The 13674-nt window shown below is 55.2% G+C and carries 9 protein-coding genes; 7 read left to right on the top strand and 2 right to left on the bottom strand.

Going from position 1 to position 13674, the window contains the following annotated elements; translation table 11 throughout:
- Positions 1 to 15: 15 nt before the first annotated feature.
- A complete protein-coding gene (locus H8K04_11515) occupies positions 16 to 3696 on the bottom strand; it encodes a DUF255 domain-containing protein (GenBank protein ID UVT14478.1) in 3681 nt (1226 codons plus the stop codon).
- A gap of 134 nt (positions 3697 to 3830) precedes the next feature.
- On the opposite strand from H8K04_11515, the gene H8K04_11510 reads away from it, so the two are divergent.
- Positions 3831 to 5273, top strand: coding sequence for an NAD-dependent malic enzyme (locus H8K04_11510; protein ID UVT14477.1), 1443 nt, complete (start codon positions 3831 to 3833; stop codon positions 5271 to 5273).
- Between the two features lie 79 nt (positions 5274 to 5352).
- On the opposite strand, the gene H8K04_11505 is transcribed toward H8K04_11510, so the two are convergent.
- Positions 5353 to 5574: a CsbD family protein gene (locus H8K04_11505; protein UVT14476.1), complete on the bottom strand. Its 222-nt coding sequence runs from the start codon at positions 5572 to 5574 to the stop codon at positions 5353 to 5355.
- Between the two features lie 366 nt (positions 5575 to 5940).
- Here H8K04_11505 and H8K04_11500 point away from each other — a divergent pair, with 366 nt between their 5' ends.
- The 6 genes from H8K04_11500 to H8K04_11475 all read left to right on the top strand — a co-directional run bounded on the left by H8K04_11500 (position 5941) and on the right by H8K04_11475 (position 13645).
- Entirely contained in the window at positions 5941 to 7305 is a 1365-nt protein-coding gene (locus H8K04_11500) for a hypothetical protein (protein UVT14475.1), read from the top strand.
- A gap of 316 nt (positions 7306 to 7621) precedes the next feature.
- Positions 7622 to 10585 carry a response regulator gene (locus tag H8K04_11495; protein UVT14474.1) on the top strand — a complete coding sequence of 988 codons (2964 nt, stop codon included), beginning with the start codon at positions 7622 to 7624 and terminating at the stop codon, positions 10583 to 10585.
- A 47-nt stretch (positions 10586 to 10632) separates the two neighbouring features.
- Complete coding sequence (locus H8K04_11490; GenBank protein UVT17961.1) at positions 10633 to 11484, top strand: protein-glutamate O-methyltransferase CheR; 852 nt, start codon at positions 10633 to 10635, stop codon at positions 11482 to 11484.
- Positions 11474 to 12067 carry a chemotaxis protein CheB gene (locus H8K04_11485; protein UVT14473.1) on the top strand — a complete coding sequence of 198 codons (594 nt, stop codon included), beginning with the start codon at positions 11474 to 11476 and terminating at the stop codon, positions 12065 to 12067. Before H8K04_11490 ends, H8K04_11485 begins: the two co-directional genes overlap by 11 nt.
- Entirely contained in the window at positions 12051 to 13205 is a 1155-nt protein-coding gene (locus tag H8K04_11480) for a response regulator (GenBank protein UVT14472.1), read from the top strand. Before H8K04_11485 ends, H8K04_11480 begins: the two co-directional genes overlap by 17 nt.
- A 2-nt stretch (positions 13206 to 13207) precedes the next feature.
- On the top strand, positions 13208 to 13645 hold the full coding sequence (locus tag H8K04_11475) for a response regulator (GenBank protein ID UVT14471.1): 438 nt from the start codon (positions 13208 to 13210) through the stop codon (positions 13643 to 13645).
- The last annotated feature ends 29 nt before the right edge of the window (positions 13646 to 13674 follow it).

Genomic DNA, 13674 nt, shown 5'->3' with positions numbered 1-13674 from the left:
AGGATAATTGAATGGTCACTGAACCAGTGTCGCTGCTCGTTCATAGATCGGCCGAGTATCTTCGAGCGGCCCCCACTTCAAGACCGCGAGGGTATCGTCGACGTACTTCGTCGTCCGCATGCCGTTCAACACACAGGTCACTCCCGGCGTACTGGTAAGGGTCCAGAATACTTTTTGTGAGAGCGACGCGGCGCGATGGGATGCGGGCAAGAGGGGATCGATCGTCTGTGCGACCCGCGCGGCTTGGGCTCGGCTTCGCATGGTGGCTTCGTGCCGGAGGCCGCGCAGCAGAGTCAGCAATTCCGGAACATATCGTTGACGCCAGTCCTCCCATTGTTCCGCCGAAGCTCCGGAAAGCTGGCGCGAAAGCAACTGAAAGACTTGGTTGACGTGCGGCGCAATCGTGCGGTGTTCAATCTGTTCCCAATGTTCCAGTCCTTGAATCTGCGGACGTACGCGCTGCAGCTCCACCGACCAATTGAAGAATTCTGCCGGAGTCATTCCTTGCGCGGCCAGTTGGATGTTCGGCGCGATTGAATTCCGGAATTCTTGCTCAAGATTGCCGAGCGTGGCCAGCTGGCGGTCGAGATCGATAGGGGTGTCTTCGAGCGGGAAGTCTGCGAGGCGCTGCATCTTGTTCTGGGCCACCATGGCATTTAAGGGCCGATTCACCAGAATCGATATATTGTGCTGCCGCGCATACTCAAGGACGGTCTGGGAATGCGATGGTCCTGTATTTGCCGTGAAGGCGGCTCCCGACTCGAAAAGATTCATCGGACATTGAAGGATCTGAAAGTGATGGGTCGGGACCCCGACGGATCGGGCTGCGGCTTCAGCTGCATGGATCATGAGTGCCAGTGATGTCGCTTCCGGGTTTTCGGCGGAAGATGTGACCGTGTTGGAGGACACACCGTAATATCGAAGCCGGCCCGCCGAGACCTGGGTTTCAAAGTACACAAAAGCACGTTCGAGTCGAGCATAGAAGTCCACGCGAAGTCTTTCCAGATCTGTTGTGCCATGGTGCGCCGCTTCTGAAAAGAAATATTCGGGATTGTGCAGCAAGCACATGTCCAGTGTCGTCAGTCCCAGACGATCCAGCGACAGCGTCAATTGGTCCGCCAGGAATTCCGGATGGATGCAGTGCCAGATCCCATCCCCATACTTGACGAGTTCAGGATAGGGGCGGCCGGCCTGTTCTTTGGCCTCGGCAAGGTTCAGATTCTGTCCCTGCACGTAGCCGATTTTGGAGACGACGATGATTTCGTCGCGCCGAAATTCTCCCGACGAAACGAGTTCCGTCAGCACTGATCCCACCAACCGTTCGCTGTCGCCGTCCATGTAATTCGTCGACGTGTCGATGAGATTGCAGGACGTCCGCAAAGCCTTTTTCAGCGCTTCGCGAAATTCGGCGTTCTGCATATCGACGCGGTAAGTACCGAACCCCAGCCGTGTCGTGGTCAAGCCCGACGTACCGAGTGTCGTAAAGCCGTTGGCCAAGCCGACTTCGCCGTCACGCGCCATAATACGGGAAGCATAGGCTGCGGTGCCTTGGATAGTTGCGTATCCCGAGAGGCTGGCGCCTTGCAGCAGCCGTGGTTCATCTCGATGGTCCATCGACGTCGTTTGGTCGGTTCGTAAGGCGTCTGCGATCGCGCGGTGATCTGTGATCGGTCGTTGACAGGTGAAATTTCGACAGATGTACAAAGCTGGTTGTCCAGAAACCGCCTCCTTGCCTTGCAGGAGCGGGAGTGCGGACGGCGCTCCGGGAGATTGTGTCGCCACGATGCGATTGGGAAGATAATAGTGCGCGACCGCTTCACGGAGTGCGCGAAGCTCATCCTGCGACTCTGTTCCAACGAATGCCAACTCCACTGGTCCCTCAGTCAGAAAGTCCACCACGGCCAGACTCTTGGCGAAGGCTCGGGGGTAGCGGGTCATTTGCCGGCCGTAGGCTCGTACTGCGGAGGTCGCGGCACGTCGCCAATCTTCACGGTCGAAATGAAAAGATAGTCGGGCGAGGGCCGAGGCGGCGACGGCATTCGCACTGGGGATAGCCCCGTCCGTGCCCTCGCGGTGTCTGAGGATGAGGGATTCATGGTGTGCGGCCGTCGTGAAAAAGCCGCCTTGCTCATGATCCATAAAGTCCGTGATCAGGTAGTCCGCCAGTCGTGCCGCTGCCTGAAGATACGATTCCTCGGCTCCGGCTTCATAGAGGTCCAGCAGGCCTTCGGCAAGGTAGGCATAGTCTTCAAGATAGGCATCGAGATGCGCGCGATCGGCTCGTGATGTACGTAAGAGCCGTCCGTCCGGTTTGGAATGATTCCGCAGCAGAAAATCGGCGGTTCGTTTCGCGTGTTCGAGATAGGCCGGTTCTCCGAACACACGCGCCGCCTCGGCCGTGGCCGACAGCATCATTCCATTCCAGGCCGTGATGACCTTGTCATCCAGACCGGGCGGGACGCGTTGTCGTCGCGCCTCATACAGGAGCGGCTTCACTCGGGATGCGGTCTCCATCAACTCATCGGCCGTCAGATCCAGCTGTCTGGCCACGTCCTCGATCGGCCGCAGGCGGTTGGGAATGCTCTTATGTTCCCAATTGCCCGATGCGGTAATATCGTACAGTGCGCAAAACCGTCGCGTGTCCTCACCATCCTTGAGTACGTCCTGTACCTCCGCAGGGGTCCAGACAAAGAACTTTCCCTCGACTCCTTCAGAGTCTGCGTCCGTCGATGAATAGATTCCACCTTCAGGCCCGGTCATTTCCCGGCGCACATAGTCGAGGACCTCGCTCACCACCTGCCGATAGAGCGGCTTCCTGGTGACTTGGTACGCTTCGACATACACACGGGCCAGGAGCGCATTGTCATAGAGCATCTTTTCGAAATGAGGGACCAACCATCGCGCGTCGGTCGAGTAGCGCGCAAAGCCGCCGCCGATGTGGTCATAGATTCCGCCTGCCGCCATCATGTCCAAAGTCTTTGTGACCATGGCGAGCGTATGAAGATCGCGTGAGCGTCGGTGACTTCGGAGCAGAAAGGACAATCCTGTAGCCGGTGGAAACTTCGGCGCCGTTCCGAAGCCGCCATGCGTGCCGTCGAAATCCTCTCTATAGTGAGCGACGGCCTCGTCGATCACCGATTCGCTGATGGAGATGGGGGAGGGAACCTGTCGCGATCCCTGCAGTCGTTCCGTCAGCTCCTTGGCCTGAGTCAGGACTTCCGATGGCCGTGTTTCCCAGTAATCGGCGATCTTCTTCAGGACGGAGCCGAAACCTGGTCTGCCCCATCGATCTTCGGGAGGGAAATACGTTCCCGCGAAAAATGGTTCTTGCTCAGGTGTCAGGAAGACCGTCATCGGCCATCCACCCTGACCTTGATTCATCGTGACCGTAGCGGCCATATAGATCTCATCGAGATCAGGCCGTTCTTCCCGGTCTACCTTGATGCAGACAAACCATTGATTCATGAGCTCGGCGATCGCCTCATTCTCGAAGGATTCCCGTTCCATGACATGGCACCAGTGGCAGGCGGAATAGCCGATCGAAAGCAAGATGGGGCGATTCTTCTGCTTGGCCAGCTGCAGCGCGTCCGGTCCCCAGGGATACCAATCTACGGGATTGTAGGCATGTTGCAGCAGGTAAGGACTGGTCTCATGGATCAATCGGTTGGGTGATCGCTTGCCGGGAGAGGATGACATCTGGTCAACCTAGCATCGTGACTGGAACAGCGTCAACGGCATCGAGGCAAAGTCGCGGTGCAGTTCTGTATGTCGAGAATCCTCAATCTTGCCGTGAATGCCAGTTGTGATAGTCTAGATGTGGCAGGACACGAATGAGAGAGATAGGCCCATACTCAAACTATCGGTTGACGGTTCGCCTGGAACTCGCGAACAAACCCGGCATCTTTGCCAGAGTGGCTGGGCTCTTGGCAGAAGAGCAGGCGAATCTCGGAGCCGTCGATCTCGTCTCGGCGACGAAGACCCGCATGGTTCGAGATATCACCTTCGATGTGCAGAGTGAGGAACACGGCGAGAAAGTCCTCGCCCGTTTGGGCAAGTTGCCCGATGTGACTGTGCTGTCGGCTTCCGATCGTATTTTTCTCCTCCATCTTGGTGGAAAAATTCGGGTGGCGAGTAAGTTTCCGATCAGTACCAGAAATGTGTTGTCGATGGTGTATACCCCGGGCGTCGGTCGTGTGGCTCAGGCGATCGCCAAGGACAAATCTAAAGTCTATACATTTACAAGCAAGAGCAACAGCGTCGCCATTGTTTCCGATGGTTCGGCAGTGTTGGGGTTGGGCAATCTGGGTCCGGAAGCGGCTCTTCCCGTCATGGAAGGCAAGGTGATGCTCTTGAGAGAGCTGGCCGGCATCGACGCATGGCCCATTTGTGTGAATACGCAAGACCCGGATGAGATCGTGCGGATTGTACAAGGCATTGCGCCTGGATTCGGCGGGATCAATTTGGAAGATATCAGTGCGCCGCGCTGTTTCGAGATCGAGAAGAACCTGAAACAGTCGCTCGATATTCCCGTGATGCATGACGATCAACACGGCACCGCGGTGGTTCTATTGGCGGCCTTGACGAATGCACTCAGAGTCACGGGGAAACGGCTGGAGCACGTTCGTATTGTCGTCAACGGTCTCGGTGCCGCAGGCACGGCATGCTGTCGAATACTGCTCGCTGCGGGAGCGGCTCATCTGTTGGGATGCGACAAGGAGGGCGTCATTCTGTACGGAGAAGCTGATCAACTCCGCGCGTGCCGCACCGACCTTCGTGCGTGTTTGACCCGAGACAAGCCGAAGGGAAGGTTGAGGGATGCATTGAAAGGAGCCGATGTCTTCATCGGGCTTTCGGTCGGCAACGTCATGACCGCCGAAGATCTCGATCTGATGACTCCGGATCGGATCGTCTTTGCGTTAGCCAACCCAGACCCGGAAACTCCACCGGAAGTGGGAGTTTCTCACAGCGCGATCTTTGCCACCGGGCGATCGGATTACCCGAATCAGATCAACAATGCGCTTGCGTTTCCCGGGATTTTCCGCGGTGCGCTCGATAGTCAGGCCAGTGAGATCAACGAAGCCATGAAGTTGGCCGCAGCGGAAGCTATCGCTCGCGTGATTCCGGAGAATACCTTGAGCGAGGATTACATTATTCCGAGTGTCTTTGATAAAGAAGTCGTCCCCCGGGTGGCGCGTGCCGTCGCCGCCGCGGCACGCGCCACCGGAGTCGCCAGAAGACGGACGAAATCAACCCATCCTTCTCTGCGTGAGTAAACGCGTCCTTCCTGTATGCCCCATGATCAGGGCAGTCTTCCGACCGCTGACCTGACAGGGGCACACTCATGGGGGAGCGTCAGGGTTTTGCGGCCAGGGAAGGCCGCTCTTTCTCATACCAATCCTTCGTCCATCGAATCACTTCCTCCTTCTTATCGCCATATCGTTCCTGAACGCGCCCGATAAATTTGTCGTAATCCCCTTCGGCCTGCGTCAGGTCATCATCGGTCAGCTCTCCCCATTTCTTTTTGAGTTCTCCCTTAAACTGAGTCCACTTGCCCTTGAATTGGTCTGCATTCATTCTGTGCCTCCTTTAATGATGACTACTAATGAGCTTGCACACCAGAACGTGCGCTCCATATAAGACATGATAACTCCTTATCCGCTTCCGACCCACTAGGGAGTTCCATAGGTGTGAATTCGCACCCTAGTGGGTATTAAGTCATTGAGGGACAGAGTGTCCTTGGCCTGTTTTCTCGTAGGCACTAGAATCTCGAGGAGCGATCGAATTCCTTCAGATGCTCAACAAGGTCAGATATCCGGCATTGGTGGCGCGCTCTCCAACTTCCTTGGTCATTTCTTCACGTGGGTCATTACGTATGTGCGGTCACATTCAGCAGGGATGCGATTGACGACTTATGCCCGGGTGCCACTGGAGGGAACGGGAGTGCGATTCCCTACACGCGCAATCCTTCGTGCTCTCTCGCGTTCCGTGCTAGGGTTTGCCCTCGCACTCGTCATTTCCGGAGTGAGTCACGCTGAATCCGTGCCGCACGAGCCCACTCCACAAGAACCCACTCCGATAGAGGAACCAACTCCGCATGCCGGACGAGAATTTCGAACCAAACTGTTTGGGGAGGAGATTTATGTCGCGCCGAGAGATCGCCGCTCGGTCACCGCTGCGAGTTTCGGGTTGCAATGGATCCCGGACGGTCCCGCCCAGCTCGAAGTGCTCCCCTTCGGCGCGCTTTATGTGTGGAGAAATTGGGATGACGATAATCGCCGATTCCGTGGAACCATTACAGGAGTGGTCAACGATCTGAATTACTCAATCGGACTCCGGGATTTTCCCAACTGGACCTTGCTCTTTACCTTGAACAACTTCATCGCACCGCTGGGACGATCTGAGAATGTTGAGGGACAGCGGATTCGTGATACCGAGATTGAATGGAGCTACGTGTTTGGCGGTGTCGGGTTAGGGTATCGACTTCCGATCCGTCCGTTCAGACAAGACAGCGCCGTCAATATTTTTGTGACGTATGAGCCGGGATACCGGTGGTTCAAGGGGACGGGACATACCTCGCCCCAGTATGGCGTTCCGAGCGACACCTATGAAGGTCGGATTCACCTCAAGGTCCGTATCGATGCCATGACCCGCAATCTCATGGAATTGCCTCATGAAGGTGTGACGATGGGTGGAGATGTGATTCAAGGACATCGCGCCAAGTGGACTGCTTGGGGAGGCCCGCCTTTCGACACACCCGATTTCAAGCAAGAACGCATTTATCTGGCCATGAGCGGATATTTGATGGCTGCCTCCGGGCTGCCGTTCGTCGACAGTGAGAAACACCGTCTGATTTCAAGCTTACACGCGGGGACTGGGAAAGATCTTGACCGATTTACAGCGTTCCGCCTTCCTGGACGTCCGACAGGCTACGAATGGGACGCCGTGTCATTGCCGATGATCCACGGCGTAGCATTCAACGAACTCTTTCCCAGGCACTATGCGATTGCGAATGTGCAATATCGATATGAAGCCCTTTTCTTTCTGTATCCCTATGTGGAAGCGGGCTGGGCGTTTGTTGATCGTCCGCGCTTCGCGCCGAATGGCCGAATTACACAGTCGACGGATTCGATGCCCACCGTGGGAGTCGGCGTTGTATCCGGTGCCCCATGGCGGTCACAAATTGAACTGAACTATACGTATAACTTTGGAATCTTTCGCGATTCGGATGGAGGCCCTCCCGCAAGAGGCGGCCACGGTATGTTCTTGTTCTGGTCGAAGGAATTGGGCTCAAAGTCGGGAGGGTAGTTCTTATCGGACGCATGCTCATGTCAAACGGTTGCACGATTCCCACCTGTACCACAATTTCCCAGTGCCAATGTATGCCCCGGTTCGACACAGGAGCTTGACGGCGCGAGTATCTCCATTCTGAGCGGACCATCCCTTACTCTCGTCTAGGGCTAGGCGGGTGGTGGGCACACCCATGAGGAAGGCAAGGGGCTTTCCAGGAGTGCCGCAAGCGCCCTCAGAATCATGTCACCAAATCAATCTATAGTTGTGCATCTATATGGATAATATAGACTTATTATTCGTGGCGTTGTGCCACCACATCGGAGGATTGTGCATGGAGACGAACCACCCTACCGCCGACAATTTCTTTGTACGTCAGGCGACGGCAATCGCTATTGGAACCGTGACCGTATTGATGCTGTTCATGGCGGTCATCTTCTGGAGGCAGAGCGAGGCTAATGAGGAAGCTAGAGGCTGGGTCTCGCATACCTATGAAGTGATCGGGCATAGCCAGTTGCTGTTCGGCAAGCTCAAAGATGTTGTGATTGGGCAACGCGGTTTCATCCTGACCGGTAATGACATCTATCTGGAACCGTACACGAATGCATTGAAAGATGGCTCTAATCCAGAGACAGGGCAGCGCTCATTACAGCAACATCGCTCCATTCATCAGGAGCTGGCATTCCTTAGAAAACTGACATTGGACAATCCGGCCCAGCAGAACAACTTGGACGAGATGGACGAGGCGGTAAAAAAACTGCTTGATTATCTAGCGGCAACTATTCAGGAACGGAGAGGGCAAGCTGACGTCAAGCTGGATTTACTACGTGGGAAAGCGATGATGGATCAGATTCGTAGCCTAGTCCGCATCATGGAAGCGGAAGAAAATCATCTGCTGAGCATACGCATGGAAGTCGCTAATAATAACGCGCAGCAAAGCAATCGGCTGACGATGATCGCTATGATGGTGGTCTATGTCGCTATCACGCTTTCCATATGGCTCTACCAACGCAGCCGGGAAGGTGCACGGGTGGAATTGTTGCGCTACACGCAGGAGCTGGAGCGTAGCGAAGAGGAGCTGAAGCAACAGCAGGAGGAACTCAAGGCTTCCAACGAAGAAATCGAAGCCGCCAATGAAGAGATGGAGGAAAAGAACAAGGCGCTGGAGGAGCAGAACGCGCAGATCCAACAGCAATCGGAAGAACTGACGGAGAGTAAGCGGCTGATCGAGGAAAAAGCTAAGGAAGTGGAGCGCGCCAGCAAATATAAGTCGGAATTCCTCGCTAACATGTCGCACGAATTGCGCACGCCGCTCAATAGCTTGCTGATTCTGGCGCGGATGCTGGCCGCCAATGAGAAGGGCAATCTCACGGATGAGCAGGTAGAGGAAGCACGTGTCATACACAATGGCGGGCTGGAACTGCTGGGACTTATCAACGATATTCTCGACCTGTCCAAGGTCGAGGCCGGAAAGTTGAAGATGACCTTCGAGGGCGTTGCCTTGGAGAGCGTGGTGAATCGAATGCAGCAGCAATTCGCACCAGTCGCCAAGGAAAAGGGCGTGGCATTTCCCATCAAGGTGGGAGATGGTTTACCCAGGGATCTCTATACCGATGCGCAGCGGGTGGAGCAGATACTCAAGAACCTGCTCTCCAACGCGTTCAAATTTACCGAACGGGGTTCGGTGACGCTGGAGATACGCCGAGCCGATAAGAAAGAGGTCCAGCGCTCTTCCGGACGTGCCATTGCTTTTTCCGTCATCGATACCGGCATCGGCATCGAACCATCGAAGTTCAAAGATATTTTCGAGGCATTTCAGCAGGAGGACGGGTCCATCGACCGTCATTACGGCGGCACAGGCCTGGGTCTGACCATTGCGCGAAAATTCGCCCATATGCTGGGCGGCGAAATCCATGTGAGCAGCACCAAGGGAGAGGGGAGCGTCTTCACGCTGGTGTTGCCGGAGAAGATGACACGTGCTGAGAGGGATGATGTATTCGCAGCGAGCCCGGAAGTTCTGGACGAACATAGGCACGCGGACGTGAACGTTATGCCGAAAACTGTCGTTGCCGAATTCATCGCCGATGACCGCAAGCATATCGGGGAGAAGGACAAGGTGCTGCTGATTCTCGAGGATGATCCGGACTTCGCCACGACGTTGATGAAAATCTCCCGCAAGCACGGATACAAGTGCTTGGCGGCCGGAGACGGCAAGACCGGCCTGGTACTGGCGGTGGAACAACCCGTCACCGCTATCATTCTTGATCTAAAGCTGCCCGATATCGACGGTATGCGCGTGCTGGACCAGCTGAAGCACGACCTTCGCACGCGCCACATCCCGGTGCACATCATCAGTGGCAGCGAGGAAACGCTCGTGCCCTTACGTAAGGGCGCCATCGGCTATCTGGCCAAGCCGGTGGAAAAAGATGCGATCGATGGCATGTTCGCCAAAATTGAAAATCTGCTGCGCTCGGAAGTCAAGCAGGTGCTGGTGGTGGAAGACGATAAGAAGACACAAATCGCCATTCAAGGACTACTCAAGAAAAAAGACGTTCAGATCACCCTTGCCGGTACCGGAGACGCCGGTCTGAAGCATATCAGCGATAGGACGTTCGATTGTGTGATTCTCGACTTGCAACTGCCGGATATGACAGGAGTGGAATGGCTGGAGAACATAGAGACGGCATTGGGCGAAACCGCGCCACCGGTCATCATCTACACGGCCAGAGAACTGTCGGAAGAGGAAAACCGAAAGCTCAACCGCTACACGGACAGCATCATCATTAAAGGCGCCAAATCCCCGGAACGACTGCTCGACGAGGTGACCTTGTTCCTTCACAGCGTGGAATCCACGCTATCCAGCGATCAGCAGGAAATGATCCGCATGCAGCATAACCCCGATAAAGTGCTGCAGGGCAGAACGCTGCTGCTGGTGGACGACGATCTGCGTAATACCTTCGCTCTTTCCAAACTGCTTAAGAAACACGGGTTGGACGTCGTCATCGCCGATAACGGCCAGATGGCGCTCGATAAGCTGAAAGAAGATCGTGCCATCGAGCTGATCATCATGGACATTATGATGCCGGTCATGGATGGATATCAGGCCATGCGGGAAATCCGTACGCAGCCGTCGCTTGCGTCGGTGCCCATCATCGCACTGACGGCGCGCGCCATGCCGGAGGAGCAGGAAAAATGCGTGGCGGCGGGCGCGAATGACTATCTCACCAAGCCGGTGGATATCGAGCGGCTGTTGACGCTGCTACGTGTCTGGTTGTTCAGGCAGGAAATGGCGGCGTGATCCCCGCGTTCCCTTTCATTGCCAGCCAAGATGACAAAGGAAAAGCAATAGATAACGCCGTGCATGCCGATCATGGGAAAAGCATAGAAGTCGAATTGCTGTTGGCCGGTATCCAGAAGCGCTACGGCTACGATTTTACGCATTATTCTCGTGCGTCGCTGATGCGCCGCCTGGAAAAGGCGCGTGCTCAGGCACGCGTTGACCGCTATACCGAGCTGCTCGACAAACTGCTTCACGATGCGCAGTGCTTCGATGAATTCCTCAGAGCGATGTCGATTACCGTCACCAGTATGTTCCGTGATCCGCTTTATTACAAAGCGTTGCGTGAGAGAATCGTGCCGGTACTAAAGACGTTTCCGTTCGTCAAAATCTGGCACGCAGGTTGTGCCACGGGCGAAGAGGTCTATTCGATGGCGCTTCTGCTGCACGAGGAAGGCTTTTTGGAGCGCGCCCGCATCTACGCCACCGATTTCAACAAGCATTCGCTCAACGCGGCCGAGAAAGGCGTCTATCCCGCCGGAAATGTCGAAACCTATGCCGCAAATTACTCGGAAGCGGGCGGCACGAATGATTTTTCCGATTACTACAGCGACGGTTATGAGCTGGTCAAGTTCAAGGAGTTTCTGAAGGAACGCATCACGTTCTCCTATCACAATTTAGTGACGGACGGCGTGTTCGGTGAAATGAACCTGATTTGCTGCCGCAATGTGCTCATTTATTTCGACAAGATGCTGCAAGACCAGGTGCTCACCAAATTTGCAGAGAGTCTGCGCCATGGCGGATTCCTGTGTCTTGGAAACAAGGAATCTTTGAATTTTACCGCGGTGAAGCCGCTTTTTATGCCGGTAGACAAGAAACAGAGGATTTATCGCAAGAGCGGAGGCCCGCATGTCGTATAGCGCGGTCGTAATAGGCGCGTCGGCTGGGGGCCTGCAGGCCCTCAAGACGATACTCTCCGCGCTTCCGGGATCCTTTCCGCTTCCCATAGCCATCGTGCAGCATATCGCCGAACGCTCGGATAATTTTATGGCTGAGCTCCTCAACCACGCCAGCCGCATCGCCGTAAAAGAGGCGGAAGACAAGGAACCGTTGAGCCCAGGAACTGCGTACCTGGCGCCACCGGGTTACCATCTGCTGATCGAGCCGGATCGCAGCTTCAGCCTGTCGGTGGACGAACGCGTCAATTATGCGTGCCCTTCGATCGATGTCCTTTTCGAGAGTTCGGCAGAAGCGTTCGATGAGTCACTGATCGGCATCATATTGACCGGAGCAAATGCCGATGGCGCACAAGGACTCAAAGCAATCAAGAAATATGGCGGGCTGGCGATCGTGCAGAATCCTGAAAGCGCAGAACATCCGGCCATGCCGAAAGCTGCGTTGGCGGCAACAGACGTCGATTATGTCGTCAATCTGGAACAACTTACACCTCTCCTGCTGCAACTGACGGCGCAAGAAGCAGAAGCCTATGGCACAAACGGCTAGGAAACATCCGGTGGAGACTATCGCCGCCCCCGTCGTCGAGGAGCGTCCGAACATTTTGATTGTCGATGACCGGAAAGAGAACCTTCTGGCGACGGAAAAAGTCCTGAAAAGTCTTGATGCGGGGATCTTCAAGGCGAATTCAGGAAACGAGGCGCTCTCGCTGATGCTGCGCCATAAATTCGCCGTGGTGTTGCTGGACGTGCAGATGCCCGAGATGGATGGTTTCGAGGTCGCCATGTTGATGCAGGATCATGAGTCCATGTGCGGCATTCCGATTATCTTTGTCACCGCCATCAGTAAGGAGGAGAAATACGCAAGTCAGGCGGCCGAAATCGGGGCGGTGGATTACATCTTCAAGCCGATCAATCCGGAGATCCTCAAGAGCAAGGTCAAAGTGTATCTGGATATTTACGTGCAGCGGGAACAAATATTGAGGCTCAATGCCGTCCTCAGACAATCGAACGCGGAGCTGGAGCGCTTCGCGTATATCTGCTCGCACGATATGCAGGAGCCGGTGCGCATGATGAACAGCTACGGCGGCCTACTGGACAAAAATGCCGCGGGACTGCTCGATGACAAAGGGAAAAAGTATCTGGGCTTGATTATCAGCAATGCTCAGCGCATGCAAAAGATGATTCAGGATATTCTTGCCTTCTCGCGCATCGGGCGTGAGGACATCAAAATGGAGAGGGTGGATTGCAATGCCATTCTGCGCGAGGTGCTGGGCGAATTTGAGACGATCATCAAGGAGAAGCATGCCTGCGCGCTCTGCGACAGTCTGCCCACCTTGGAAACCAGCCCCACCCTGATGCGTGTGCTGCTGCAAAATTTGCTGAGTAATGCGCTCAAGTTCCAGGATGGTAGTAAGCCTCCGGAAATTACGATAAAGGCCGAGCGCCAGACATCGTTCTGGCGGTTTGCCGTGAGCGATAACGGCATCGGGATCGATCCGGCTTTCCGGCACAAGATATTCGCCATCTTTCAGCGCTTGCATCGTAAGGAAGACTATCCCGGCACCGGGATCGGCCTTTCCACCTGCAAGAAATTCATCGAATTATGCGGCGGCTCGATCGGGTTTGAATCGGTTCCTGGCCAGGGCACCACGTTCTTCTTTACACTGCCGCAGAAGGGAACATAACCATGCCGACTGAACTCGAGGTACTGTTGGTTGAGGATAATGAGGGCGATGTGGAGATGGTCAAGCTTGCCTTCCGCGAAGGGATGCCCACGTGCCATGTCTGGGTGGCCAATGACGGCATGGAAGCACTGGACTTCCTGCATAAGCGAGGGAAATTCGCGGATACACCGATGCCTCAGCTGATCCTGCTTGATCTCAATATGCCGAGAATGGACGGTAAACGGTTTTTGGAAGTCGTCAAAATGGAGGCGGTGCTCAAGGCCATTCCCGTCATCATGCTGACCAGCTCGCAATCCCCCTCCGATATCAAAGCATGCTACGAGCGCCATGCCAGTTGCTACGTGGTCAAACCCTTCGACGTCCAGGAATTCACCGATACGGTTCAGCAGGTGGTAGATTTCTGGAGTGATGTAGGACGGCTTCCCTGCGAAGCGGCCTAGAAGCGTGCCCCGAATTTGCGTTCGCCTCG

It is taken from the genome of Nitrospira sp. (assembly GCA_024760525.1).
Taxonomy (GTDB): Bacteria; Nitrospirota; Nitrospiria; order Nitrospirales; family Nitrospiraceae; genus Nitrospira_D.
Note: the sequence above shows the minus strand (reverse complement) of the source record. Positions and strands in the feature narration are given on the sequence as shown.